The sequence below is a fragment of the Streptomyces sp. NPDC048211 genome, from assembly GCF_043202315.1.
In the GTDB taxonomy this organism is placed as follows: domain Bacteria; phylum Actinomycetota; class Actinomycetes; order Streptomycetales; family Streptomycetaceae; genus Streptomyces.
In genome coordinates this window covers 550,656-575,577 of the sequence record NZ_JBIDAD010000003.1, presented here as the reverse complement: position 1 = coordinate 575,577, position 24,922 = coordinate 550,656, and the positions used below count along the sequence as shown (strand labels likewise).

Annotated in this window: 18 protein-coding genes and 2 pseudogenes; 9 read left to right on the top strand and 11 right to left on the bottom strand. The window is 71.5% G+C overall.

Going from position 1 to position 24,922, the window contains the following annotated elements; all coding sequences use genetic code 11:
* The first annotated feature begins 83 nt into the window (after positions 1-83).
* The 3 genes from ACGFZA_RS15295 to ACGFZA_RS15285 are packed head-to-tail and all read left to right on the top strand — an operon-like array spanning position 84 to position 4,338.
* Complete coding sequence (locus tag ACGFZA_RS15295) at positions 84-1,346, top strand: glycosyltransferase (RefSeq protein WP_393679355.1); 1,263 nt, start codon at positions 84-86, stop codon at positions 1,344-1,346.
* Entirely contained in the window at positions 1,343-3,097 is a 1,755-nt protein-coding gene (locus ACGFZA_RS15290; RefSeq protein WP_393679353.1) for a lipopolysaccharide biosynthesis protein, read from the top strand. Before ACGFZA_RS15295 ends, ACGFZA_RS15290 begins: the two co-directional genes overlap by 4 nt.
* The gene (locus ACGFZA_RS15285) at positions 3,094-4,338 is read left to right on the top strand and encodes a hypothetical protein (protein ID WP_385271428.1); all 1,245 of its coding nucleotides are present in this window, start codon (positions 3,094-3,096) and stop codon (positions 4,336-4,338) included. The genes ACGFZA_RS15290 and ACGFZA_RS15285 overlap by 4 nt, the downstream gene beginning before the upstream one ends.
* On the opposite strand, the gene ACGFZA_RS15280 is transcribed toward ACGFZA_RS15285, so the two are convergent.
* A complete protein-coding gene (locus ACGFZA_RS15280; protein WP_393679350.1) occupies positions 4,307-5,824 on the bottom strand; it encodes a hypothetical protein in 1,518 nt (505 codons plus the stop codon). The two genes, ACGFZA_RS15285 and ACGFZA_RS15280, sit on opposite strands and share 32 nt — an antisense overlap.
* 105 nt (positions 5,825-5,929) lie before the next feature.
* Here ACGFZA_RS15280 and ACGFZA_RS15275 point away from each other — a divergent pair, with 105 nt between their 5' ends.
* Positions 5,930-7,120, top strand: coding sequence for a glycosyltransferase (locus ACGFZA_RS15275; protein ID WP_385271422.1), 1,191 nt, complete (start codon positions 5,930-5,932; stop codon positions 7,118-7,120).
* On the opposite strand, the gene ACGFZA_RS15270 is transcribed toward ACGFZA_RS15275, so the two are convergent.
* From ACGFZA_RS15270 to gmd, 5 genes are read right to left on the bottom strand one after another with little or no spacing between them, the layout of a single operon-like run.
* Positions 7,092-7,919 carry a glycosyltransferase family 2 protein gene (locus tag ACGFZA_RS15270; protein ID WP_385271419.1) on the bottom strand — a complete coding sequence of 276 codons (828 nt, stop codon included), beginning with the start codon at positions 7,917-7,919 and terminating at the stop codon, positions 7,092-7,094. The genes ACGFZA_RS15275 and ACGFZA_RS15270 overlap by 29 nt on opposite strands.
* Entirely contained in the window at positions 7,916-8,614 is a 699-nt protein-coding gene (locus tag ACGFZA_RS15265) for a hypothetical protein (RefSeq protein ID WP_393679347.1), read from the bottom strand. Before ACGFZA_RS15265 ends, ACGFZA_RS15270 begins: the two co-directional genes overlap by 4 nt.
* Positions 8,611-10,869, bottom strand: coding sequence for a LamG-like jellyroll fold domain-containing protein (locus ACGFZA_RS15260; protein WP_393679345.1), 2,259 nt, complete (start codon positions 10,867-10,869; stop codon positions 8,611-8,613). Before ACGFZA_RS15260 ends, ACGFZA_RS15265 begins: the two co-directional genes overlap by 4 nt.
* The gene (locus ACGFZA_RS15255) at positions 10,866-13,655 is read right to left on the bottom strand and encodes a LamG-like jellyroll fold domain-containing protein (protein ID WP_393679343.1); all 2,790 of its coding nucleotides are present in this window, start codon (positions 13,653-13,655) and stop codon (positions 10,866-10,868) included. Before ACGFZA_RS15255 ends, ACGFZA_RS15260 begins: the two co-directional genes overlap by 4 nt.
* Positions 13,652-14,665, bottom strand: a complete 1,014-nt coding sequence (gene gmd, locus ACGFZA_RS15250; protein WP_385271407.1) for a GDP-mannose 4,6-dehydratase — start codon at positions 14,663-14,665, stop codon at positions 13,652-13,654. The genes ACGFZA_RS15255 and gmd overlap by 4 nt, the downstream gene beginning before the upstream one ends.
* A gap of 114 nt (positions 14,666-14,779) precedes the next feature.
* Here gmd and ACGFZA_RS15245 point away from each other — a divergent pair, with 114 nt between their 5' ends.
* Complete coding sequence (locus tag ACGFZA_RS15245) at positions 14,780-15,763, top strand: GDP-L-fucose synthase family protein (RefSeq protein ID WP_393679340.1); 984 nt, start codon at positions 14,780-14,782, stop codon at positions 15,761-15,763.
* Between the two features lie 98 nt (positions 15,764-15,861).
* Here the strand turns inward: ACGFZA_RS15245 and ACGFZA_RS15240 are convergent, their stop codons facing one another.
* Positions 15,862-17,364: a sugar transferase gene (locus tag ACGFZA_RS15240; RefSeq protein ID WP_385271401.1), complete on the bottom strand. Its 1,503-nt coding sequence runs from the start codon at positions 17,362-17,364 to the stop codon at positions 15,862-15,864.
* Between the two features lie 417 nt (positions 17,365-17,781).
* Here ACGFZA_RS15240 and ACGFZA_RS15235 point away from each other — a divergent pair, with 417 nt between their 5' ends.
* Positions 17,782-19,041, top strand: coding sequence for an FAD-binding protein (locus ACGFZA_RS15235; RefSeq protein WP_393679338.1), 1,260 nt, complete (start codon positions 17,782-17,784; stop codon positions 19,039-19,041).
* A gap of 32 nt (positions 19,042-19,073) precedes the next feature.
* On the opposite strand, the gene ACGFZA_RS15230 is transcribed toward ACGFZA_RS15235, so the two are convergent.
* A complete protein-coding gene (locus ACGFZA_RS15230) occupies positions 19,074-20,069 on the bottom strand; it encodes an MASE1 domain-containing protein (RefSeq protein ID WP_385271907.1) in 996 nt (331 codons plus the stop codon).
* Positions 20,070-20,136: 67 nt separating this feature from the next.
* Positions 20,137-20,973, bottom strand: a complete 837-nt coding sequence (locus tag ACGFZA_RS15225; RefSeq protein WP_393679336.1) for a PP2C family protein-serine/threonine phosphatase — start codon at positions 20,971-20,973, stop codon at positions 20,137-20,139.
* A gap of 261 nt (positions 20,974-21,234) precedes the next feature.
* On the opposite strand from ACGFZA_RS15225, the gene ACGFZA_RS15220 reads away from it, so the two are divergent.
* Positions 21,235-21,534, top strand: a complete 300-nt coding sequence (locus ACGFZA_RS15220) for a DUF1876 domain-containing protein (RefSeq protein WP_393679334.1) — start codon at positions 21,235-21,237, stop codon at positions 21,532-21,534.
* A gap of 88 nt (positions 21,535-21,622) precedes the next feature.
* On the opposite strand, the pseudogene ACGFZA_RS15215 reads toward ACGFZA_RS15220, so the two are convergent.
* A pseudogene (locus ACGFZA_RS15215) lies at positions 21,623-22,312 on the bottom strand (pectate lyase); the annotation flags it as partial.
* 75 nt (positions 22,313-22,387) lie between these two features.
* A pseudogene (locus ACGFZA_RS15210) lies at positions 22,388-22,927 on the bottom strand (RICIN domain-containing protein); the annotation flags it as partial.
* A gap of 258 nt (positions 22,928-23,185) precedes the next feature.
* Between ACGFZA_RS15210 and ACGFZA_RS15205 the strand changes: the two are divergent.
* Together ACGFZA_RS15205 and ACGFZA_RS15200 are read left to right on the top strand one after the other, a co-directional pair.
* A complete protein-coding gene (locus tag ACGFZA_RS15205; RefSeq protein ID WP_385271389.1) occupies positions 23,186-23,833 on the top strand; it encodes a DUF6629 family protein in 648 nt (215 codons plus the stop codon).
* Between the two features lie 557 nt (positions 23,834-24,390).
* Positions 24,391-24,876 carry a lamin tail domain-containing protein gene (locus ACGFZA_RS15200; RefSeq protein WP_393679332.1) on the top strand — a complete coding sequence of 162 codons (486 nt, stop codon included), beginning with the start codon at positions 24,391-24,393 and terminating at the stop codon, positions 24,874-24,876.
* Positions 24,877-24,922 lie beyond the last annotated feature (46 nt).

The following is a 24,922-nucleotide window of genomic DNA, read 5'->3' as shown; positions in this document are numbered from 1 at the left end:
CGCATCACGTGAACGGATAAGCTCACTTTTGGGGCTGTTCCTTGGGGGGAACACAGGTGGCTCCGGGGGAAGGCGATCGTCCGATGCCAGAAACAGAGCACCACAGACCGCTCGACGGCCGCCGCCTGCTGGTGGTCTCGACGAACTACGCGCCGGAGCTGACCGGCATAGGGCCGTACGCCGCGCAGCTCGCGGAGCACTGGGCGCGCTCCGGGGCCGACACGCATGTGCTGACCGGGATGCCGCACTACCCGTCCTGGCGCACCGAGGCGGCCTATCGGGGGGTGTGGCGGGCCGAGGAGCGGCGCGCGGGCGTCACGGTCCACCGGCGAAGACACTATGTGCCGCCCCGGCAGAGCGCCCTGCGCAGGGCCGCGTTCGAGGCGAGCGTGCTCGCGCACGGCCTCCTCGCCCCGCCCGCGCTGCGGCCCGACGCGGTGTTCTCCCAGCTGCCGAGCCTCGCCGGGGGTGTCATCGGCGCCCGGCTCGCCCGCCGCCACGGCGTTCCCTACGTGCCCGTCGTGCAGGACCTGATGGGCGCCGCCGCCGCTCAGAGCGGCATCCGGGGCGGCGGCCGGGCTGCCGCCCTGGCCTCACGGGCCGAGCGGTACGCCCTCGGAGCCGCGACGCTGGTGGGCGTCATCCACGAGAGCTTCGTCCCCCGGGTCACCGCCTACGGGGTCGATCCGGCCCGCATCCGGCTGGTCCCCAACTGGAGCCACGTCCAGGCGCCTTCGGCCGACCGGGCCACGACCAGGGACCGCCTCGGCTGGCGCGAGGGCATCCCCGTGCTCCTGCACTCCGGCAACATGGGACTCAAGCAGGGGCTGGAGGTCCTGGTCGACGCGGCACGGCTCGCCCCCGAGATACGCGTCGTCCTGATGGGGGACGGCAACCAGCGCGACGCCCTGCTGGCCCGCGCGTCCGGCCTGCCCAACCTCGACTTCCTGCCGCCCGCAGACGCGGACGAGTTCACCGACATCCTGGCCGCCGCCGATGTCCTCGCCGTCACCCAGCGCGCGTCCGTGCTCGACATGAGCGTGCCCTCCAAGCTCACCTCGTACTTCGTCTCGGGACGCCCCGTCATCGCCTCCGTGGCCGACGGGGGAGGCACCGCCCAGGAGGTGCAGCGCTCGGGCGCCGGACTCCTTGTCGCACCCGAGGATCCGGCCGCGGTCCTCGCAGCGGTACGCAAGCTCGTCGAGGAGCCCGCAGCAGCCGACGAACTCGGCTCCCACGGACCCCGGTACGTCGCTCGCCACCTCGGCCGGGAAGCCGGGCTCGCCCGCTTCGACGCACTGCTCACCGAGGTCCTTCAGGAAGCCGAAGGGAAAGACCGCCGATGACCCACCCGATCCGCGCCCTGGAGGACCAGGACGAACCCGCGCTGCTGAGGGACCAGTTCCGCCAGCTCCTGCGCTACCGCGCCCTGCTCGCCTGCGGCGTCGTCGTCGGACTGCTCGGCGCCGGCTGGCTGGCCCTGAGCGGCGAGGACACCTACACCTCCACCGGCGAGGTGTCCGTACGCTCCGCGACCTCGGACCCCTTCGCCGCGGGCGCCTCGGCCGACAAGGGCATCAACATCGGCTCCGAGCGCCAGACCGCCGTCAGTGACGCCGTCGGCACCGTGGCCGTCGGCTCGCTGGCCAAATCCGGCGACACGGTGGAGGTGGGGACACTGCTCTCCGGACTCCAGGTCACCAACCCGCCCAACACCCTGGTGCTCAGGTTCTCCTACACCAGCCGCACTCCCGGACAGGCGAAGGCCCGTGCGCAGGCGCTCGCCGAGGCCTATCTGGAGATACGCCGGGAGCGCACCGAGAACAGCATCGACAACATGGTCGACGGCTACCGTGCCCAGCTGAAGCCGCTCACCGAACAACGCGACCGGCTGGCCGAGCAGGAAACCGCCACCGTGGGCAACGACGTCACCAGCGCCCGGGCCAACCTCATCGTCTCCATCTCCGAACTGAGCCAGAAGATCTCGGAGTTGCGCGCGCTCGACACGACACCCGGCTATCTGAACAAGAAGCCCGTCGTCCCCGAGACACCCAGCGGGGCCGGGCTGCCCCTGCTTCTCGGACTCGGCGGCGTCGTCGGCCTGGCACTCGGCCTGCTGCTGTCCTGGGTCCGGCTCGTCTTCGATCCCGCCGTCCGTTCCACCAGGGAACTCGTCCGCTCGCTCGGCGCTCCGCTGCTCGGCACCCTGCCCCGGGAACGTGCCGCGGCCGGAACACTGCTCGCCATCGGGCGCGGCGGGAGCAGACTGGCCGAGGAGTACCGGGCCGTCGCCTTCCGCCTCGCGTACGACCCCTCGTTCGCCGAGCGCCGCCGGCTCCTGGTCACCGCGCCCCGCGGGGACAACGACATGGCGACCGCCGCCGCGGCCAACCTCGCGGCCGCCTTCGCCGAGATGGGACGCGACGTCCTGCTGGTCGAGGCCGATCTGAGGGATCCGTCCCTGGCCGGGGAACTCGGCGCGGCGGGCCGCGGCGGACGGCCCAGCTGGGCCGCCGAACGCGAAGAGCGCACCTGGCCGTCGGACAGCCGCATCAACGTGGACGTGCCCGGATCAGGGGCCTTCGCACTCGTCGCCGGCCGCCGGACGGACAACGTGCCGCGCGCCCTGACCTCCGATCCGGTCGGCCGCATCCTCGCCGAGGGCGGCCGGCCCGGAGCCGTCGTCATCGTGCTCGCTCCGCCTGTCCTCTCGTACGCCGACGCCGTCGCCCTCATCGACCGCGTCGAGGGCGTCGTGGTGGTCTGCGACCCGCGCGAGGTGCACCGCAGCGACCTGGAGCGCATCCGCGAGATCATCGGCGCCGCGGGCGGTTCCGTCCTCGGCACCCTGCTCCACCCGGGCTACGGACGCCTGGAGCGCCGGGCCCGCCGCAAGGCGGCCAAACGCCAGGGGCGCGGCCGGCCGGCACCCCCGCACGGCCACGGCGGGCAGGACGGCACGGACGTGGACGGCCCCGGCCGGGCGGACACTGCCGGACACACCGGCGACCCCACCGAGACACTCGGCCTGCGCACGCTGGACAGTGGCGCAGGGCGCGGCGGCAACGACCACAGCAGCACCGCGGGACACAGATGAGGGCACGCACCGCGGTCGTCTGCTCGGTCGCCGACCAGGCGGTGGCCGCCCTCACCAACATCCTGGTGCTGGTGGTGGCCGCCAGGCTCTCCACCGTCGCCGACTTCGCCCGCTTCTCCGCCGTCTACCTCGTCTTCACCGTCCTCCTCGGGGTGTCCGGCGCCTACACGGGACAGCCACTGGTGCTGCGCCGCGGGGCGGGTGAGGAGACACGCGGCGCCTGCCGGTCCGCGCTCGGGTTCACCCTGCTCGTCTCCGCCGTCATCGGCGGCCTGCTCGCCACCGTCTGCGCGATGCTGCCGGGGGAGACGGCGCAGGCCCTGACCATGCTCGGGATCGTGCTGCCGGTCGTCCTCGGGCAGGACACGGCCCGCTACGCCTTCGCCACGCTGCACGTCCAGCATGTGGCGCTGGGCGCCGACACGCTCCGACTCGTCTGTGTGCTCGGTGCGCTGGCCGCACAGCCGCACGGCACCCCGGCAGCCCGGCTGGTCGTCGTATGGGGTCTCTCCGCACTGCCCGCTCTCCTGCTGTCCGCCGTGGTGCTGCACCGCAGAACGGCCGGTACTCCGGTGCTGCTGAGACCCCTGCTCGGGAAAGGCCACCTCGGCCGGCGGTTCGTCGTCGAGTTCGGGGTGGGCAACGCGACCAGCCAGCTGTCCGTGCTCGGGCTGGGCGCGGTCGGCAACCCCCTCGTCGTCGGCGCCCTGCGCGGCGCCACCACCCTCTTCGGCCCGCTGAACGTGCTGTTCACCTCGGCCACCGGCTTCGGGCCCCCGCTCCTGGGACGGCTCGCCACCGAACGGCTCAGGGTGCGGGCCACCGCCGCGCTGGCCGCCGTCCTGGCGCTGACCGCGGCCGGCTGGGCCACCGTCCTCGCCCTGCTCCCCGGTTCGGTGGGCCGCCATCTGCTCGGCGACACCTGGCCGACGGCGGCGGCACTGCTCCCGGCTACGGGCAGTCAGTACGCCGCGATGGCCGTCGGCACCTGCGGACTGCTGGCCCTCAGACTCCTCGACCCGCGCACCACACTCTCCATCCAGGTGGTCTTCTCCCTCGCCGCGGTCGCCTTCCTCACCGGCGGCTACCTCCTCGGCGGAGTGATGGGCGCCGCGTGGGGGCTGTGCCTGGGATCCGTCTGCAAGGCGGTCGCCACCTGGACCCGGGTGGCCCGGCTGACGCGCCGGGCCGAGACCGGACCGGCCCCGGTCAGCGCGACCGCCGCCGGCTCCGCTCCGTGAAACTCGTGACCAGCAGCAGGCACAGGGCGGCGATGGCCAGCTTCCCGACAGCCTGGAGCAGCGGACCGCGCAACAGGATGAACGTGTATCCCGCGATCAGCGGAGCCGCGATCGCGAGGACACTGCCCGGCCCGGGGCCGTCGCGCGACACCGCTCGCGCGTACCGGCGGTCGGTGCGCGCGGCCGCGTAACCGACGAGGGCGAGACCCCCGACCAGGCCCGGCGCCCCGAAGTCCACCCAGAGCTCGGTCCACAGCGGCGCGGAGAGGTTGGTCATGTTCATCCCCATCCACTGCCCGACGCGCACCCCGGTGTCCTCCGGCTTGCCGCTCCACGCCGACCGCGGCACGAAAAAGAAGGCGGAGCCCGCCAGTTGGCGTCCGTAGGTGTGGCCGCGGGTGTCGACCCAGGAGATCGTGTTGGCGAACATCACCGTCTGGTCGTAGTCCTTGGTGGCCAGCGGCTCGAACACCGACGAGGACTGCACCGGCCGGTACCCGGAGTCGTCGTAGCGGAACCGGTCCGCGTACGGGAACAGCACCAGGGCGCCGATCACCCCCATGGCCAGCACCGAGCGGTACATCGCCGCACTGCTGGGGAACGCCGTGAACAACAGGGAGACCAGCACCGTCAGGAACCAGTAACGGGCATTGGATATCGGGTTGTTCACGACGAGGTTGACGGCTGCCAGCACGATCCACACCAGGACGGTGGACGGCGAGCGCCGCGCCCGGCGCGAGGTCACCAGCCGCCGGGTGTAGAAGAGCAGCGCCAGCAGCGCGGGCACCGTACCGAAGCCCTTCAGGAACGCCGAGCCCACGTTGGACTCCCCGGAGGCGACCCCGCTCTCCGCGACCGAGGCACTGATCTCCTGCCTGCTGGAGAAGAACACGGCGGGCCCGCCGAGTTTCAGCACGTAGTAGCCGCTCGCCGCGCACGCGAGGAGCACCAGCAGCCGCAGCCGGACCGGGTGTGCCGTGGCGGACCGGCCGCCGCCTCCACGGGCCGTGGCGCGCCGCCGCACCGGTCGCCTGGACGCCAGCAGCGCCCCCAGATCGAAGGCCGCGCACCCCACCAGGATCAGGGCGATCGCCGTGACCAGATCGGAGCGCGGCCCGACCATCGGCGTCGGCGTCTGCCCGATGACCAGTTGGGCGAACGGCGCCACCCCCATCGCGATGTACACGAACATCCAGAAGACGCCCTGCAGCAGCCGCCGCCGCGTGGAAAGGACCATGGTGGCCAGCCGGGCCCCGGCGTAACACGTCAGTACGAGCTGCAGCCAGTACGCCGTGTCCCGTGCACCGGTCCCGGGCTGGGCGGCGATCAGCGCCGGCAGGAAGCAGACCAGGCCCAGGATGAGCGGCACGGCCAGTGCCCGCGACAGCATCGCCCAGGACATCGGTTTGGCGGGGGGCTCGACGGGAGTGCGCGGACCGCCGCCCCGTACGGGTGCGGACGGCATCGCCCCGTGCACGGACGTCATCTTCTCCCCGTTCCGTGAGCCTGTGAACACCTTAACGAATCAACCCACTTGAGGTGATGTGATGGCTAGTCTGTGAACAGCCGGCCGAGGGCGAGGGGAACCCTGGTGAAGATCCTGCACATCGTCACGCTGCACACTCCGGACCACGCCTTCGGCGGTCCGACCCGGGTGGCCCTGAATCTTTCGAAGGTCCAGCGCGCAGGGGGCGACGACGCCCGGATCATGGCCCTGGGCGACGGCTTCGACGGCCCGCTGCCCGACGAGGTGGAGGGGGTGCCCGTCCACCTCTTCCGCGCCCGCCACCTGCTGCCGATGTTCGAGGTCAGCGGAATCACCTCCGGCGCGCTGCTGAGGTCGGCGCGCCGCATGATGCGCGGCGCCGACCTCGTCCACGTACACCTGATGCGCGACCTGGTGACACTGCCCGCCGCGCTGCTCGCGCTGGCCACCCGCACCCCGCTCGTCGTCCAGACCCACGGCATGGTGGACCCCACCGAGAAGCGCGTGGCGCAACTGACCGACCTGCTGGGAGTACGCAAGGTGCTGCGCGGCGCCGACGCGGTGCTGCACCTGACCGAGACCGAGCGGATCGATGTGAACGCCGTCGCGGCGCCCGTCGCGCTCACCCGGACGGTGCGTCTGGTCAACGGCGTGCGCCCGCAGGAGTTCAAGCCCGCCCGCGATCCTGCCCGTCCGCCGACGGTGCTCTTCCTCGCCCGGATCCAGGAACGCAAACGGCCGGAGGACTTCGTCGCCGCGATGCCGGCGGTCCTGGCGAAGCACCCGGATGCCCGGTTCGTGCTCGCCGGCCCCGACACCGGCGCCCTTCCCGCCACACTCGAACTGGCCGCCCGGCTGGGCGTGCGGGACTCGCTCGACCATGTCGGGCCGCTCGGCCACGAGGAGGTGCTGGATGCCGGACGACAAGCCGATGTGTACGTGCTGCCGTCGATCGAGGAACCCCTGGGCGTCTCGGTCCTCGAAGCGATGTCCGTCGGCACGCCCGTGGTCGTCACCCGCACCTGCGGCCTCGGGCCGGACGTCGCTCGGGCCGGGGCCGGCCGGGTGATCGACAGCCGGGTGGGCGAGGACGCGGCCAACGCGCAGAAGGTCGCGCAGGCCGTCCTGGAGCTGCTGGAGCCGGAGACCAACGCGCAGGCGGGGCGGGCCGCCTGGGACCTGGTCAACGAGCACTTCACCATCGACGTCGTGACCGGGACGCTCCGGCGGACCTACGAGGACGTGGTCCGCCGGAAGCCCCGTCGGCTCAGGCAGGGGACTTCTCACGCGACTTGAGAGCGATCTGCCACCGGTAGAAGCTCATCGCCAGTGCGAAGTCGAGCCCCGCCCGCCCGTCCAGGAAGCCCCGCCGGTACACGTACATGTACGCGAAGGACACCAGCGGCTTGAACGGCGCCTTGTGGAACAGCTGCCCCTGCCGGGACTTGACCCGGCGCACCTGCTCCTTGACCTCGGGGTGGTGCTCCAGCCACGCCTCCCAGTCCGAGTAGCGGTTGTGCCGCTCGAACCAGGCGGTCACCGGGTCGAGGTCCTGGTGCTCGATCGGGTTGCGGAGCGATCCCGCGCTCTCCGCGACCGGCTGGTAGTGGCCCTCGACCTCGCCGATGCCGGGCGCGGCGAGATCACCCACCTCCGGATAGCGGCTGCGGGTGCGGTCGGTCAGGGAGCGTTTGCGGATGGTGTACCCGTGCCGCAGCCGCTTCCCCGAGAACCAGTACCCGAGCGGGATGTCGTACGCCGCCGGCCGGGGCGCGTCCGGATCGGCGAAGACCTGCCGCAGCTCCGCCAGGAGCCCCGGGCTCAGCCGTTCGTCCCCGTCGAGCAGCAGGATCCAGTCCAGGTCGGTGCGGACATGGTCCAGGCACCACTGCTTCTTCCTGGGATGTCCGCCGTCCCAGGTGTACAGGACGACCTCGGCCCCGCACTCCGCGGCGATCTTCGCCGTGTCGTCGGTGCTGTGCGAGTCGACGACGACGACCGCCTCGAAGTGGCCGAGGACCGACTTCACCGCCTCGGCGATGTTGAGCCCCTCGTTCTTCGTGGGGATCGCCACGGCTATCGGCAGCTTGTTCATCCGTTGTCTCCTTCGGGCAGCCAGGCGTAGCAGCCTGTGGAGGTGAAGGCGCGGGCCGCCTCCGGGATCGTGATCGCGGTCCGCTTGCCGTCGTCGGAGGAGCCCGTCACCAGGTTCTTGCCGTTCGCCCCGGTGACCTGCCAGCTGCATGTCCTGGTCGGGGTGACGTCCCGGTAGTGCCCCGGGCGCAGCTTCTTGCCCTGGTGCGTGCCGTCGGCGTAGCCCCTCGACGCTCGGTCCACCAAGTCCTTGTGCTGGACGCACAGGTGCTCGACGGCCGGCTTCGCGTCGGCGATCTCACCGGTGACGATCGCGCCGACGGCCGTGTCCCGGTCCACCTTGACGAGATACGTCAGCCGGTCGCACGTCTCCTGCCCGGTCTGGAGCACGGCCGCGGGGTCCATGCCCTTGGGGACCCGGTCGACGAGGTACTCCTTCTGCTTCTTCGTGAACGAGCCGGTGGCCGGGGTGAGGCCGGCGTCCGGAATCTTCGCAGGCGCGTCGGCCGGGGACGCCTCCGGGCCGGCGGGGGCCGGACTGCCGGGTCCGGACTCCGGGGCCGCGGCGGGCCCCGACGATGCCGCAGGACCGGCGCCGGCCGCCTTCTCCTCGCCCCGGTCGGAGGGCGAGCCGCAGGCGGCCAGCGCCGCCGTCATCAGGACGACGGCGGCGCCGGCGAGGAACGGATACCTCATCCACCCGTCCTCAGCGCGTAGTGGGAGGTGACCTGCGAGCCGCTCAGCGCGGTCGGGTAGACCGCCGTCTCGTCGATCTGCCCGGCGAAGAAGTTGCTCGTCGGACGGTTCGGCCAGCTGGCCAGGTTGTCCCCGCCCACCCGCCAGTAACCCGGGTAGCTCTCGTTGCCGGTGTACAGCGGGTTGAGGCCACGGAGCTGCCCGTCGACGTACAGCGCCATGCCTCCGGAGCCCTGGGTGGCGACCACGTGGTGCCAGGCGCCGTCGTTGTACGCGGCGGTGGTGGTCACGGTCCGGGTGCCTCCGCTGTAGACCCCGAACATCAGCCGTCCGTCGTTCCGCATGTAGATGTGCTTGTCGTACTGACCGCTGTTCTGCATGGTCAGATTCCCGAAGCCGATGATCTTCCCTCCCTTGGTGGTCGTGGTCTTGATCCACGTCTCCAGCGAGAACGTGGTCGGCTGGGCATGCCGCTTGTTGCTGTAGGCGTACTCGTCCGTGCCGTTGAAGCCCATCGCGGTCGACGGTCCGGCGATCGCGGCCGGAGTCTGCCGGTAGGAGGGCGCGTTGCGCAGGAAGCCGTTGTCCAGACCGCCCGAGGCGTCGGCGGCGAACGTCGACGTGGACTCGTCGTAACGCCAGTACAGCGAAGCGCCGTCGGCGATCACCTTGGCGGGGTACGCCTCGGGCGCCGACGCCACGACGGCCGTCACCGCGGGCGACTTGGCGCTGGTGTTGGTGCCATCGCTCGCGCTGATCCGGTACGTGTGCGTCTCACCCGGTGCCACGTCCTGGTCCGTCCACGTCAGCTGCGGACGGTCCCAGAACAGCGAGGACCCCGTGACCGTGTGGACGGGAGTGCTCGCGCCGTCCTTGTAGATCCGGTACGTCAGCGCGCCGTCGTCCGTGTCGAAGCTGGTCTGCCAGTTCACGTCCACCTCACCCGTCCGGACGGTGGAGACGCTGGCGTTGGGTACCCAGGGTGCCCCCGTGTCGGGGCCGTCCGCGAACCGGGTCAGTCCCTGCTGCGCGGTGCCGTTGACGGTCGTGAACTCGCCGCCCACCCACAGGTAGTGGTGCCCGCCCTTGTCCGTCTGCGCCATCACCCGCGGACCGACGGGCTCACCGATGCCGTCATTGGTGTCCGGGAACCACGGCAGCAGCTTCGGGTCGTCGACCGACTGGGCCAGCAGGTGCTTGCGGGGCTGGTCGGGGAACTCGCCCATGGAGGCGCAGTCGTGGGCGTGACTCCCGCTGTACAGCACGCCGTTGTGCACCAGCAGTGCCTGTGTGGCGCCCAGGCAGGTGTCGCGCCAGACCTGGGAGAAGGTGGCCAGGTCGAGTGCGATCCGGCCGTCGAAGACGCCACCGCCGGTGCCCTCGTTGGCGGTGTAGAACTGGGTGGCGTCCGAAGTGAGGTCCTGCACCGTGGAGGTGTTCGGAATGAACCCCGGATAGCTCTTGTCCAGGGCGCCCGTCGTGGCGTCCACCACGGCCAGCGCGTGCGAGTTCGTCCCGTTGACGGTGAAGAAGTCGCCGCCGATCACCACGTGCTGACCGTCGGGCGTGACCTCCACGGCCCGGCCGACCTCGTCCGTGTTCGCGGTGAACGGCTTGAGCTGGGCGCCGGTCGTGACGGCGGCGAACTTGTTCCGGGTCTGCCCCGCGACACTGTTGAAGTCGCCACCGAGATACACCGTGTCGTCGGTGACGGCGAGGGCCCGGACGGTCGCCGATACGGCGACCTTGAAGTTCTCCCGCGGGGTGCAGGTGGCCGTGTCGATGGCCGCGATGTTGCTGACCCCGACCCCGTTCACCGCCCCGAACTGGCCCCCCGCGTACAGGGTGTCCCCGTCCGGGGACAGCACGAGGGACCGCACGGTCGCCGTTCCGGAGGAGAGGGTGAACGACAGGCTGCACCCCGTCGGCGCTCCGGTCGCGGCGTCGAACGCGGCGAAGTTCACCGCGGGCTGCTCCGACGTGCCGGCCGCCGCGTCCGGCGGCCGTACGGTGGAGAAGGTGCCGCCCGCGTAGACCACTCCGTCGGCCGACGCGGCCATCGACCAGACGATGCCGTTGGTCTGCCAGGTGGACAGGTCGTCCGCGGTGATCGAGACCGGCGGCGTGAGGGCCGCCGCCGGAGAACCTCCGGCGGCGGCTGTGCTCAGGGCCCCGGCGAGCAGGCAGAGCGCGGCGGCCGCGGCACGCGTCCGGGCGCGTGCGCCGGGTCTGCGCACCGTACTTTCGTTCATCATTCAGCTCCGAAGGTGAGAACGAGCTGCGGCCGGTAGGCCGCGGTTGCGACCTCGCTCGACCAGATGCGGAGACTGTCCGTCCCGCCGCTGGTCAGGGCGAGTGAGTAGGCGGAGCCCAGGGCCCCGCCCAGCGCCGGCGCGTTCAGCTCCACCGAGTAGTCGGTGGAGACGGCGGTTGCGCCGGAAATGGTCCCCAGCGCTGTCGCGGCGAGCGACGGCCGGGTGTTGTAGGTGACCGCCGACTCGGTCCACGTGCCGGTGACCGGCACGAGTGTGTGGGGTTCGGCCGAGCCCGCGGTGGAGTCCGACGAGGTACGGAAGGTGAGCCGGGCGCTCTTGAGCTCCTGTCCGGCCGGGGCGGCGGGCAGGCTGAACCGGAGGTAGCCGAGGTACGGCGTGGTGCCCCGGGAGGCGAGCTGGGTGTCGTTGTAGGTGGTGTTCGCCGCTACCCCGTTGACGTACGCGTCCTCCGTGGGCGTCAGCGTGAGCGTGGTGTCGCCGGGACCGGACGGGGTGTCCGCCAGATCGTGGTGGGCGGCCACCTGGGCGGCGGTCAGAGCCGTCGGGTAGACGGCCGTCTCGTCGACCTGTCCCGCGAAGTAGGTGCTGGTCGGGCGGTTCGGCCAGGCGGCGGCCATCGCGTCCCCGCCGACCCGCCAGTAGCCGTTGTACGAGCGGTTGCCGGTGGCGGCATTGGTGCCGACCTGTACACCGTCCACGTACAGCCGCATGCCGGACGCGCCCTGGGTGGCGACCACGTGGTGCCAGACGTTGTCGTTGAAGGACGCGGCCGAGGTGATCGTCGGCCGGCTGCTGGAGCTGCCCACCTGGACGCCGAAGGCGAGACGCCCGTTGTCGGTGAGGTAGAGGAGCTTGTCGGAGATCCCGCTGGTGTGCCCCTGGGCGGTGCCGATGTTGCTGCCGTACCCGACGATCCGCCCGCCGCGGGCCGTGCCCGTGCGGAACCACGTCTCGATGGAGTACGGAGCCGGTGAGGTGTAGTGGTGCAGCCGGTCGCTGTAGACGTACTCGTCGGTGCCGTTGAGGGTCAGGGCGGCGGAGCCGGACACGGCGGACGGGGCCGTGCGGTAGGAGGGGGCGTTCATGTACACCCCGCCGTCGGCGTTGTCCGAGGCATCCGCCGCGAACGCGCCGCCCGCCTCGTCGTACCGCCAGTACAGGTCCGCCCCGTCGGCGAGCACACGCTCCGCGTACGGGCTCGACGACCCGGCCGCGGTGACGGAGGCGTTGGCGGAGAGCGCGCTGGTGTTGGTCCCGTCGCTGGCGGTGATCCGGTACGCGTAACTGCGGCCCGCCACGACGTCGGTGTCGGTGAAGGTCAGCTGCGGCCGGCTGAAGAACAGCGAGGAACCCGTCGCGGTGTGCACCGGCGTCGATCCGCCGTCGCGGTACACCCGGTAGGTGAGCCGGCTGTCGTCCAGGTCCAGGCTCGCGCGCCAGGACACGCGGACCTCACCGGCCCGGGGCGCGGAGAGACTGACCACGGGCGTGGAGGGCGCCCCGGTGTCCGGGGAGTCGGCGAACCGGGTCAGCGCCTGCTGGGCGACGCCGTTGACCGTGGTGAACTCGCCGCCCACCCACAGGAAGTCGCGCCCGTCGCGGGACGAGACGGTCAGGGCCCGCGGTCCCACCGGTTCACCGATGCCGTCATTGGTGTCCGGCAGCCAGCCGAGCATGGCCGGATCGTCGACGGACTGCGCGGTCAGGTGCTTGCGGACCTGGTTGGGGAAGCCGCCCATCGTGGAGCAGTCGTGGACGTGGCTGCCCGCGTACAGCACGCCGCGGTAGACCCGCAGGGCCTGTGTGGCGCCCTGGCAGGTGTCCCGCCAGCGCTGGTCGAACGAGGTGAGGTCCATCGCCAGCCGGCCGTCGAACGAGGCCCCGCCGACCCCCTCGCCGCCCGCGTACCACCCCTTGGACGCGGTGTCGGTGACGATGTCCTTGATCACGGCGGACGACGGGATGAAGCTGTTCGGATACGCGCGGGTCAGCGCGCCCGTGCCGGCGGCGGTCACGGCGAGCGCGTGCGAGTCCGCGCCGCCCACCGTGAAGAAGTCCCCGCCGATCAGCACGCTCTGCCCGTCCGGAGTGATCTTCAGCGTCCGGCCGGGCTCGTCGGCGTCGGGATTCCAGGCCGTGAGCACACCGGCGGCCGTGACCGCGCCGAAGAAGCGGCGGGCCTGCCCGTTGACGCTCTGGAAGTCACCGCCCGCGTAGACCGTGCCGTTCGCCGCCACGTCGAGCGCCCGCACCGTCGCTCCGAAGCCCGGCGTGAACCCCGAACGAAGCGTGCAGGTCGCGGTGTTGATCGCTACGAGGCCGTTGGCGGCGGTCCCGTTCACCGCGTTGAAGTAACCGCCGGCATACAGCGTGGACTTGTCGGGGGAGACGGCCAGGGCCCGCACCGTCGCGGTGCCGCTGGAGCGCGTGAAGGAGAGCGAACAGCCGGTCGGCACCCCGGTGGCGGCGTTGAACGCGGCGAAGTTGACGGCCGGGGTGGTGTTGCTCCCGGCGGGGGAGCCGGCCGGGCGGACGTTACTGAAGGTGCCGCCGGCGTAGACGATTCCGTTGGCCTCGGCGAGCGACCAGACGATGCCGTTCGTCTGGTACGTGGCGAGGTTGTCTGCGGTGAAGCCGACCGGGGGAGTGAGCGCGGTGGCCGGGGGAGCGGACACCGCGGAAGCGGTCAGGGCTCCGGCCGCGAGGGCGAGGACGGCGGCGAACACGCCGCTGCGGTGGCGTCCGGGGCGTCGCGGCGGGCTCATCGGTCCACCCGCACCGCTGCTCCGCTGAGCTGGTCGGTCAGCTGCCGGACATCGGCGTCGACCATGATCCGGGCCAGTTCCTGCGACTTCACGGCGGGCTTCCAGCCCAGCAGTTCCGCAGCCTTGGAGGCGTCCCCGATCAGCGCGTCGACCTCGCTGGGGCGCTCGTACTTCGCGTCGTAGCGGACATGGTCGCGCCAGTCGAGGCCGGCGTGCTCGAAGGCGTACTCCAGGAACTGCCGGACGCTGACCCCCTCGCCGGTCGCCACCACGTAGTCGTCCGGCGTGTCGCACTGGAGCATCCGCCACATCGCGTCGACGTACTCGGGGGCGTACCCCCAGTCCCGTACCGCGTCCAGGTTCCCCAGGTGCAGATGCGTCTGCAGCCCCGCCTTGATCCGGGCCACCCCACGGGTGATCTTCCGCGTCACGAACGTCTCGCCCCGTCGTGGCGACTCGTGGTTGAACAGGATCCCGTTGACCGCGAACATCCCGTACGCCTCGCGGTAGTTGACCGTCGCCCAGTACGAATAGACCTTGGCGACGCTGTACGGGCTGCGCGGGTGGAAGGGGGTCTGCTCGTTCTGCGGCGGCGGGTTGGCGCCGAACATCTCCGACGACGACGCCTGGTACACGCGGGTGTCGATGCCGCTGGCCCGCACGGCCTCCAGCAGCCGGATCGTGCCGAGCCCGGTGATGTCACCCGTGTACAGCGGGGCGTCGAAGGAGACCCGGACGTGCGACTGGGCGCCGAGGTTGTAGACCTCGTCGGGCCGGATGTCGCGCAGCAGGTTCACCAGCGCGACCCCGTCGGCGAGATCGGCGTGGTGCAGCACGAACGACCGGTTCTCCTCCTCGGGGCCCTGGTAGATGTGGTCGATCCGCTCGGTGTTGAAGCTCGACGAGCGGCGTATGAGGCCGTGGACCGTGTATCCCTTCTGGAGCAGCAGCTCGGACAGGTAGGACCCGTCCTGTCCGGTCACGCCGGTGATGAGCGCGGTCTTCGCCACGTCTCCCCCTTCTGTGGTCGCCTGAAAGGCGGTCAGGAACACCGAAATTTCAGAGTTTGAGCGATCTGCGGCAAAACGTCACCGCGTCATGCACCTGCTGGCACAATCCGAGCCATGACGACTGATCTCCCCGGCCCTCCCCAGGAATCCGTCCCGTCCCTGCTACGTCCCGGCGCCCGTGTGTTCGTCGCCGGCCACCGCGGTCTGGTGGGTTCGGCGCTGGTGCGCCGACTCGCCGCCGACGGCTATGAAGTCATCACCCGCGGACGCGACCGCCTCGACCTGTGCGACGCCGTACGGACCGGCGCCTTTCTGCGCGAGACGCGTCCCGACGCCGTGGTGCTGGCCGCCGCGAAGGTCGGCGGGATCATGGCGAACAGCACGTATCCCGTGCAGTTCATCGAGGACAACCTGCGCATCCAGCTGAGTGTGATCGCCGGTGCGCACGCCGCCGGGGTCGAGCGGCTGCTCTTCCTCGGCTCGTCCTGCATCTACCCCAAACTGGCCCCGCAGCCCATCCCCGAGTCCGCCCTGCTCACCGGCCCGCTGGAGCCGACCAACGAGGCCTACGCCCTCGCGAAGATCGCCGGAATCGTGCAGACCCAGTCCTACCGCCGCCAGTACGGCGCCTCGTACATCAGCGCCATGCCCACCAACCTCTACGGGCCGGGCGACAACTTCGACCTGGCGACCTCGCACGTCCTGCCCGCGCTGATCCGCCGCTTCCACGAGGCTCGGCAGAGTGACGCCCCGGCCGTCACCCTCTGGGGCTCGGGAAGCCCCCGCCGGGAATTCCTGCACGTCGACGACCTGGCCGCCGCCTGCGTCCTGCTGCTGGAGCGGTACGACGGCGACGCGCCCGTCAACGTCGGTTCCGGCAAGGACCTGACGATCCGTGAACTCGCTTCCGTAATAGCAAATGTGACGTGCTATCAGGGACGGGTCGACTGGGACACGGCCAAGCCGGACGGAACCCCGCGCAAGCTCCTGGACGTGTCCCGGCTGTCCTCCCTCGGTTTCGAGCCGCAGATCCCTTTGCGTGACGGAGTCGCACGGACCTACGCGTGGTGGCTGGAACAGCAGGGCGCCCAGGTCTGACCGGCCCCCGGGGCCGGACTTCCGGGCCGGGTGGACGGCCGCGGCCACGCGACCCGCCACCCGGCCCACTCTCGTTCCCCTCATCCGCCCGCCCGCTCTCAGTACGCCCCGCGGCCGTCGGTGACGGCGCGCAGCGTACGGGCCATGAGCCCCATGTCCGTGGCCACCGACCAGTTGTCGACGTACCACAGGTCCAGTGAGACCGTCTCCTGCCAGGACAGGTCGGACCGTCCGCTGACCTGCCAGAGGCCGGTCAGGCCCGGCCTGACCGCGAGCCGCCTCAACTCGTGCTCCTCGTAGCGGGACACCTCGTCCGGCAACGGAGGCCGTGGGCCGACCAGGGACATGTCACCCCGTAGCACGTTGAAGAGCTGGGGCAGCTCGTCGAGGGACGAGCGGCGCAGCAGCCGGCCGATGCGGGTCACCCGGGGATCCCGGCGCATCTTGAACATCTGGCCGTCGTTCTCGTTCGACGGCGCCAGCTGGGCCTTGCGCTGTTCGGCGTCCACCACCATCGAGCGGAACTTCCACATGGTGAACGGCCGGTTGTGCTGCCCCTGACGGATCTGCCGGTGGAAGACCGGCCCGGCCGAGGTGAGCCGGACCGCGGCCGCGACCATCAGCAGCAGCGGAGCCAGCGCGATCAGGCCGAGAGCCGCGCCGGTGCGGTCGACCGCGGCCTTGAGCGCCTGCTGCGGGCCGCGCCGCAGCGGCGGCACGATGTGCAGCAGGGTCAGCCCGGCCGCCGACGAGGGACGGACGCGGCTCTCGGCGATCTCCGAGAGGTGCGACAGCACGGACAGGTCGAGCCCGCCGTCGTGCAGCCCCCAGGACAGCAGCCGGAGCCGCTCCTCGGCGAGCCGCGGTCCGGGCACCACCAGCGCCAGGTCCGCCTCGTGGGCGAAGGCCGCCCCCAGGACCGTCGAGGCGTCGTCGTCGGCGGGCTCGGGGGCGAGCCGCCCCGGCACCGGAGCCTCGCAGGTCAGGGTGGTCGTCCCGACGGGTACGACGGCCACCACGCGGTAGCCGTGATCCGCCCGGGAGCCGAGCAGCCGCACCGCCCGGTCCACCCCCGCGGCCTCGCCGACCACCAGGACCCGGCGGGCCGTCCGGCGCCGTACGGACCACGGCAGCCGCCGCGCCCCGGAGAGCGCCGCCGACGCGAGCAGGCCCGGGATCAGGGCCACGACGGCCGTCGCCGGGTCGATGGTGCCGTCGGCCGCGGTCCAGAGCACCGCCATCAGCCCGATGAGCAGCAGCCAGTCCCCGGTGGCGGTCAGCACCCCCGGCGGCCGGCCCGGGCCTCGCGCGGCGTACCGGCCACGCGCGGCCCGTACGCCGGACCACACCACCGCGGCCGCGGCCGCACCTGCCAGGGCCCTGGGCTGTCCGTCGGTGCGCAGGACGAGCCAGGCGGGAATGCCCAGACCGAAGAAGTCGAAGCCGATGACGAGTGGCAGATACCGGCCGGGTCCGTTTTTCGGCCCCGGCCGGGCGGAACGGTCGCGCTGTACGGTCTGGTCCTGCCGCAGGCGGTCGAAGTCCTGCCGGCGGGGCCGGTGCGAAGCAGTCCGTGGACGAGGCGCCCCCGCCAGTCCCACGGGCCTTGATATGTCGGATTCGGGTAGCTCGACATGCCCCATGAACCCCCCAGTCACAGTTGCATCTCCACAAACGGGGCGCATCCGCCGATCCTGTGGACTGACGGATGCGCCCTCGCTCGGTGCACGATATCCACACACGTGCCATTTCGCTGGAGTTCCAGTGAAGTTCAGACATGCGAGGTCACCCGGGACTCGTCCCGTTCCGTACTGGATCTCAGGTTCTGTGGTCGGCTGTTGGTATTTGGTCCCAGCCGGAATCGGATGGTGTGCGGATATGTACCTTCACCCGCCAACTACGCTCAGTGGAGCCTGCGTTGATCATCAGGGCCTGCTCGCCTCCGCCGTCCACGCCGCTGTCTGGGAGAATGCGGTGCCGGGGACCCTGCCCGGCCACGAGTGAAAGAGGAACGCACGGTGACTCCCGCGGAGACGAACTGGGCCGGCAACATCACGTTCGGGGCGAGGCGGTTGTGCACACCTCGCACGGAGGCCGAACTGCGGGAGACGGTCGCCGCCGCCACCACGGTGCGGGCCCTGGGTACCCGGCACTCGTTCAACACGGTCGCCGACACCGCCGGAGACCTCGTCTCGGTGGCCGGACTCCCGCGACTCGTCGAGATCGACCCGGCGGCGCGGGCGGTCACGGTCAGTGCCGGACTGCGCTTCGGTGAGCTTGCCGGTGAGCTGCACGAGAGCGGCTTCGCGTTGCACAATCTGGGCTCGCTGCCGCACATCTCGGTGGCCGGCGCCTGCGCGACCGGAACCCATGGCTCCGGTGTCGGGAACCGCTCCCTCGCGGGGGCCGTACGGTCCCTGGACATGGTGACGGCGGACGGAGGGACGGCCACCCTGCGGCGGGGCGACGCGGACTTCCCCGGCGCGGTGGTGTCCATGGGCGCCCTCGGCGTGGTGACCCGGCTGACGCTGGACCTGGTGCCCGCGTTCGACGTGCAGCAGTGGGTGTACGAGGAGCTGCCCGAGTCCGCGCTGACCGGTGGATTCGACGAGGTGATGTCGGCCGCGTACAGCGTCAGCGTCTTCACCGACTGGCGGCCGGGACCGGTGGGCCAGGTGTGGCTCAAGCAGCGGGTGGGGGACGAGGGCCCGCAGCAGGCGCCGGCCGCCTGGCTCGGCGCACGGCTCGCCGACGGCCCGCGCCATCCCATCCCCGGGGTGCCGGCCGGGAACTGCACCCGTCAGGAGGGCGTCCCCGGGGCCTGGCACCGGAGGCTGCCGCACTTCCGGCTGGAGTTCACTCCCAGCAACGGCGACGAGCTGCAGTCCGAGTACTTCGTGGCGCGCGAGGACGCCGCCGCCGCGTACGAGGCCGTGGGCCGGCTCAGGGACCGGATCACCCCGCTGCTGCAGATCTCCGAGATCCGTACCGTGGCACGCGACGACCTGTGGCTGAGCCCCGCGTCGGGCAGGGACTCGGTCGCCTTCCACTTCACCTGGGTCCCCGACGGCGCGGCCGTCGCCCCGGTGCTCGCGGAGGTCGAGGAGGCGCTGGCGCCGTTCGGTGCCCGCCCGCACTGGGGCAAGGTCTTCGGCACCGGTCCCGATCTCCTGCGCACGTTGTACGGGCGGTACCGGGACTTCGAGGAACTGACGGCACGCTACGACCCGGCGGGCACCTTCCGTAACGACTTCCTGGACCGGCACTTCCGGCGGTGAAGTGGGGGCGGGCCGCCGACCGCCCGCCCCGGTCAGCGCGTCTCGCGCTCGTCCCTCGGCCGGGACGGCCAGGCTGCCGCCGAGCGGCCCGGGGCGAGCTGGTCCACCAGGTCGGCCAGTTCCTCGCAGGCCCCCTGGATCCGGCGCCGTACGTTCTGCTGCTCGGCGACGACGGCGGCCAGCAGCAGCGCGGTGAGTGCGACGGCCCCGTTCAGGATCGTGAGGTTGATCATGACCTCGATGATGGTGTGATCCGCGAACGGCCCCACCCGTTCCGTTCCCGCGATGATCGCCATGACGGACATCAGCAGGGCGCACGGCGCGCTGCCGGCGAGCTGGAAGCGCAGCGCCGCCCAGATGAGGATCGGGAACAGCAGATAGATCATCGACAGCGAGCTGCGGGTGGCCAGCAGCGATCCCGCCACCGCGACGACCAGCAGCGCGCCCGCCTCCGCCCACCGGTCGGTGAGCCGGGGCATCCGCAGCCTGTGCAGGACGAGCAGCAGCGGGGTGACCACCAGGACGCCCATGACATCGCCCGCCCACCATGCTGCCCAGACCGACCAGAACCCGCTCGCGGGCAGTTTGTCGTCGAGCAGCAGCACGGCGGTTCCCGTGGTCGCACTGATCATCATCCCGGTCATCGCGCCCAGGAAGACCAGGACGACACCGTCGCGCAGCCGGTCCAGCTCCGTACGGAAGCCGACCTGGCGCAGCAGAAGGAAGGCGCAGACGGGCGCGAGCGTGCTGCCCGTCACGACGAGTGCGGTGGACGTCGTCACTGATCCGGTGAGGTTGGTGATGACGAGGAGGGAGCCGAGCGCGATCCCGGGCCAGACGCGCAGTCCCAGGGTCAGCAGGGCGCTCAGCGCGATTCCGGTCGGTGGCCACAGCGGAGTGATCACTGCCCCGTGGACGGTCACCTTCCGGAGCAGCCCCAGGTCCGCGGCCACGTAGTAGGCGCCGGCGACAGCCACGATGCGCAGTGCGGCCGCGGCCCTGCTTCGGTTCTTCTCGCTGCGGATCACGTCTCTCATCAGACACCGGGCGTGACGGGAGGCGGCTGCGTGACACGCGCCGCTCCCGTCGCCCTCCTCAGGGGACGCCGGGAAATGACTCGTGGCGCAGGACGAGCACGGCGGCGTCGTCCTCGTGCCCGGTACGCTCCGCCGCCCGCAGTATCGCGTCGGCCAGCTCGTCCGCGCTGTCGCCCGCGCGTGAGCGCACCAGCCGCACGACGGCGTCCAGTCCCTCGTCGATGGGGTACGACGGCCCTTCGATCACGCCGTCGGTGAGCAGGACGAAAGCCCCGCCGGTCGTGAGTCGCCGGGTGGTGACCGGGTAGTCCTCGCCGCTCTGGATCCCGAGCGGCAGACCGCCCTCGTCCTCGGTGACACCCGCCTGCCCGTCGACGGTCGCCCAGACCGCGCCCACATGACCGGCACGGGCGCTCTGGAGTACGCGGGTCCGCGGATCGAGCCGCACGAAGGTGCAGGTGGCCAGGAGGCCCGAGTCCACGGTCAGCAGCAGGTCATTGGTCCGGCGCACCACCTCACCCGGATCGGCCGCCGTGACCGTGACCGCGAGCGCGCGCATCGCGATCCGGACCTGGCCCATGAAGGCCGCCGCCTCGACGTCGTGCCCCTGTACGTCCCCGATGGCGAAGGCCAGCGCACCGTCCGGCAGCAGAAACCCGTCGTACCAGTCACCGCCGATGTCCAGACCGCTCTGCGCGGGGGTGTACCGGGCGGCGGTCTGCAGACCGGGAAGGGAGGGCAGTGCGGAGGGGAGCATCTCGCGCTGCAGTGCCTCGGCCAGCTCCACCTGTGCCTGGTGGAGCTCCACCTCGCGGCGTGCCCGCGACGTGAGCTGCTGAAGGGTGGTGAGCAGCTCCTCGGCGCTGGCCGGGCGGGGAGGACGACGCCGGTTCATGGGCCGCTCCGCAGGGCAGGTGGTGGCCATCCGCACCACAGGTTCGGTCGTGGCGGGTCGGTCCGGGAGGCCGACGCTGGTGACCCGGAGGGCATGGGCCCCGGCCCGGCTGCTGCGGGCGTGGTCCCTGCATCCTATTTCGGTCCGGGGATCCGCGCAGGCCGAGCCGGAACGGGCGTGCGGGCCCGGTTGGGTGGATGCTGGAAACGGACCCGTAGGGCGGCGGGCGCCCGCCTGCCGGTGCGGTCCGGGAGGTATGCGATGAACCGCACGATGGAGTGGACGGTCCGTGTCGACCTGTCGGAGGACGACGGAACGACGAAGGCGGAGGCGGTGCTGGACACCGGGACGGCGAAACTGACCGGCCACGGGGTAGCCCGATGCAGCCCGCAGGACCCGGACGTGCCGACCATCGGTGACGAACTGGCGGCGAGCCGCGCGATGCGCGATGTCGCGGGTCAGCTGATGAGTGTGGCCGACCGTGAGCTGGGCCGGGCAGGCGCCGGGACTGGCGAAGGGCCCGTGCCACCCCCGTACGCCTGGTCGGACGGGACGGCCTGAGGACGGTCCGGCCCCGGCGTGCGGGGCCGGCGGTCGCGGAGCCGCCCGCCCCGAGTCCGGGACGGGCGGTCCGCCACGTCACCGGTGATCAGTCGACATAGGTGATGTCGGAGGTGGCGTACAGGCAGTTCGTGCTGTCCGGGCCGGTGCCCGTCTTGCTGGGCTCACCGCTCGTCACACCCTTGTACTTGGTGCAGACGTCGATGTCACGGTCGCCGTCGTCGTAGATCGTCACACCGGAGAGACGGGCCGTGTCACCGTAGTTGGGGTTGATCCCCACGAGACCGTCGCCCGGTGCGGTGACCCACACGTTCTGCACCTGGACGTGACGGCCGTACTGGGTCGAGCAGTTGCCGCACGAGCGGTAGAGCTTGCCGAAGTCCCTGACCTGGAAGTTCTTGATGATCAGGGTGCCTCCGCCGTTGTGCTGGAACACCTTGTCGTCGGCCAGCTTCGCGCCGCCGCCGTCGACCGTGCGCACCAGCGAGGAGGATCCGCCCAGGAAGGTGGCGGCATCCTCGCCCACGTCCTCCCACCAGACGTTCTTCAGGGTGCAGGCGCCCAGGCAGTGCACGCCGTCGGCGGCGGGGGAGCCGAGGATGACGTTTTGCAGGGTGGCGCCGTCCGCCAGCTCGATCAGGGCCGGCTGGTCCTCGTCCTGGCCGTCACTGCCCAGGTCGCCACTTCCGTAGAAGCGCTTCAGACCGCCGTCGTAGCTACCGGAGACCTTCATGGTCGCGGTCACGGCCTGGCTGCTGGTGGCCGTCGGCCAGGCGGGTGGGGAGCCGGGATCGGTCGGCGGATCCGTGGGCGGGTCGGTCGGCGGGTCCGTCGGGACCGATCCGGCCGCGGTGAACGTCCAGCGCTTGCTGCTCACCGAGTCGCAGGAGTTCTGCTGGACCAGGGCGCCGGCCGCGGTCGAACTGTCCTTCACGTTCAGGCACTTGCCGCCGTTGGCGTTGACGACCTGGTAGGTGTCGCCGCTGACCTGGGCGAGCGTCCACACCTGGCCCGCCCCGCCCGTGCAGCTCTGCTGCTCCACGGCCTTGCCGGCGCTCGTCGAGGCGCCACGGACCCCGGCGCACTTGCCGCTGTGCGCGGCGCTCAGGGTGTAGCCGCTGCCCGAGGCCTTGAGCTGCCACGTCTGGTTCGAGGCGCCGCTGCAAGACCGCTGGCCGAGCTGGACGCCGTCGGAGGTTCCCGCGCCGGGAACCTCCAGACACAGTCCGCTCGCCGCGTTCGACAGGCTGTACGAGCCCGCCGCGGGGGCCGCCGTGGCGGAACCGGTGGCGAAGAGTGCAGTGAGCCCCGCGAGAACGAGCGAGGCTATCGCGACGAACGCGGCGGCTGCCCGTCCGCCTCTGCGTCTGGCATGCTGATTTCTGGTACGCACTGGGTGTTCCTTTCACCGCCTGCGGTGTCCTCCGCAGGCACCAATGAGTGGTTTGGTGCGGTGGTAGGCAATCCCTCGACCATCGGAACGACGTACCGTGATGTTCCGTATGGTGAACCGAGTTCTTGTATGAGAACAGCGGTGACGGTACGTCAACGGCATGGACCGGTCAAGAAGTGGGAGTGTCATGGTTCGGCGGCCGTGGGGCGGGCCGTAGCGTGACGGGCCTACGGACTCGAGAAACCCCTGGGTGGCGCCATGTGCTGGAGTGCGACCGCCGATCTCGTCGCGGGTACGGCGATCGCGGCGATCGGAGCGGCCTGTGTGATCCGGGTCCGCCGGGCCCGGGACCTACCGCTTGCCGCGCTGCCGCTGCTCCTGGGCGCCCACCAGATCATCGAGTCCGTGGTCTGGAGGGCGGACGGCGGAACCGGCCCGGCGACCGTGGCGTGGGCGGTCATCGCCCTGCCGCTCCTCGCGCTGTGGGTGCCGCTGGGTGTGCTGTGCGCCGCCCCGCCCAAGGCCCGGCGCCGGCTCGCGGTGCCGCTGGCGGCGGGGGCGGCGACCTCGGCCGTTCTCGCGTACAGCCTGGCGACCCGGTCCGTGACGGCGGAGATCCGCGGGCACACCCTCGGGTACGTCCTGGATCTCCCACGTCCTGAACTGCTCGTGGCGGGCTACCTCGTGGCCACCGTCGGATCACTGCTGCTGTCCGGTGACCGGGTGCTTGTGTGGCTCGGTGTGGTGGTCGCGGGCGGGGCCGCGGTCTGCGCCGCGCTGTGGCGCCTGGAGTTCATCTCCACCTGGTGTGCGTTCGCCGCCGTCTGTTCGGTGGTGCTGCTCGGCTGGTCCGGGAGGCGGCCGGCCGGGTCCGCGGACCGTCCCGCCCGCCCTGCCGGGCCGTGACGGACGCGCGGCGCGAGACCACCTCGACGGGCGGCCGCGCCTGCTGCGCCGCCCCGCTCCTCGCCCGCACCGCCTCCCGCCCCCGGCGGACTCGCGACCGGCGGCATGGCGGAAAGCCGCGGCTCGGCCTCGTACCCGTCCCCTCCGGTCCGGACGGCCGCCTCGCCGCGCCCGGCCGGTGTTCGAGAGAACTCCTGTGCTTCTTTCCGGGGGTAACGGAACGGGCGTTCAGATCCGGTGAGGCCGCCGTTGTTACGGATCCCGGGGCCGGGCCGGGCGGGCCCGGGCGGAGGCGCGGCGGGGGTGGGACGGTGTGCCGGCTTCCGTCAACCCGCTGCCGTGCGGGTGGGTGCAGCGGGCAGCGATTGACAGGTACCCGGAGGATTCGGTGGATGTCGCGTACAACCGCCTGTGACGGAAATGTCTGCGTCTTGTAACACGTGCTGGGGCGGTATCCGGACAGCGGGCAACCGGGTCAAAGTATGCCTTCCCGGCACTACACCGGGACCGAAAAACGCCCGGACCGCAGGGTCCGGGCCTGCACTTGAGGGGTCTTCATGTCCCGTTCCGCACGACGGATCACCGCCGCTGTTCTCGCTTCCGGCGCGCTGGTCGCTGCCGCCGCCCTGCCGGCGGTCGCAGACGGCCACGACCACGACCACGGTCACGGCCGCGGTCACGCCCCGCGGTCGGCCGTCGTTCTCGGCAAGATCCAGTACAACAGCCCCGGCCGCGACAACGGCTCGAACCGCAGCCTGAACGGCGAGTGGGTCACCGTCACCAACACCAGCCGTCAGTCGGTCAACCTGCGCGGCTGGACGCTGCGTGACGAGAGCCACCGCACCTACCGCTTCGACCTGCGTCTGCCCGGACGCTCCTCGGTGCGTGTGCACACCGGTGTCGGCCGCGACAGCCGCACCGACGTCTACCAGGACCTCCGCCGCTACGTCTGGGACAACAGCGACACCGCGACGCTGCGCGACGCGCGCGGCCACAAGGTCGACTCCAAGTCCTGGGGCCACCGCTACGGCGGCCACCGCTGACCCGTCGGCGGCCCGCCCTCTGAACCCGGGGCGGCTGCCGACGCCC

Excerpts from the sequence above, each read along its gene's own strand:
- ACGFZA_RS15295 (WP_393679355.1), top strand. The coding sequence starts at position 84 with ATGCCAGAAACAGAGCACCACAGACCGCTCGACGGCCGCCGCCTGCTG.
- ACGFZA_RS15290 (WP_393679353.1), top strand. The coding sequence starts at position 1,343 with ATGACCCACCCGATCCGCGCCCTGGAGGACCAGGACGAACCCGCGCTG.
- ACGFZA_RS15285 (WP_385271428.1), top strand. The coding sequence starts at position 3,094 with ATGAGGGCACGCACCGCGGTCGTCTGCTCGGTCGCCGACCAGGCGGTG.
- ACGFZA_RS15280 (WP_393679350.1), bottom strand. The coding sequence starts at position 5,824 with ATGACGTCCGTGCACGGGGCGATGCCGTCCGCACCCGTACGGGGCGGC.
- ACGFZA_RS15270 (WP_385271419.1), bottom strand. The coding sequence starts at position 7,919 with ATGAACAAGCTGCCGATAGCCGTGGCGATCCCCACGAAGAACGAGGGG.
- ACGFZA_RS15265 (WP_393679347.1), bottom strand. The coding sequence starts at position 8,614 with ATGAGGTATCCGTTCCTCGCCGGCGCCGCCGTCGTCCTGATGACGGCG.
- ACGFZA_RS15260 (WP_393679345.1), bottom strand. The coding sequence starts at position 10,869 with ATGATGAACGAAAGTACGGTGCGCAGACCCGGCGCACGCGCCCGGACG.
- ACGFZA_RS15255 (WP_393679343.1), bottom strand. The coding sequence starts at position 13,655 with ATGAGCCCGCCGCGACGCCCCGGACGCCACCGCAGCGGCGTGTTCGCC.
- ACGFZA_RS15245 (WP_393679340.1), top strand. The coding sequence starts at position 14,780 with ATGACGACTGATCTCCCCGGCCCTCCCCAGGAATCCGTCCCGTCCCTG.
- ACGFZA_RS15225 (WP_393679336.1), bottom strand. The coding sequence starts at position 20,973 with ATGAACCGGCGTCGTCCTCCCCGCCCGGCCAGCGCCGAGGAGCTGCTC.
- ACGFZA_RS15220 (WP_393679334.1), top strand. The coding sequence starts at position 21,235 with ATGAACCGCACGATGGAGTGGACGGTCCGTGTCGACCTGTCGGAGGAC.
- ACGFZA_RS15205 (WP_385271389.1), top strand. The coding sequence starts at position 23,186 with ATGTGCTGGAGTGCGACCGCCGATCTCGTCGCGGGTACGGCGATCGCG.
- ACGFZA_RS15200 (WP_393679332.1), top strand. The coding sequence starts at position 24,391 with ATGTCCCGTTCCGCACGACGGATCACCGCCGCTGTTCTCGCTTCCGGC.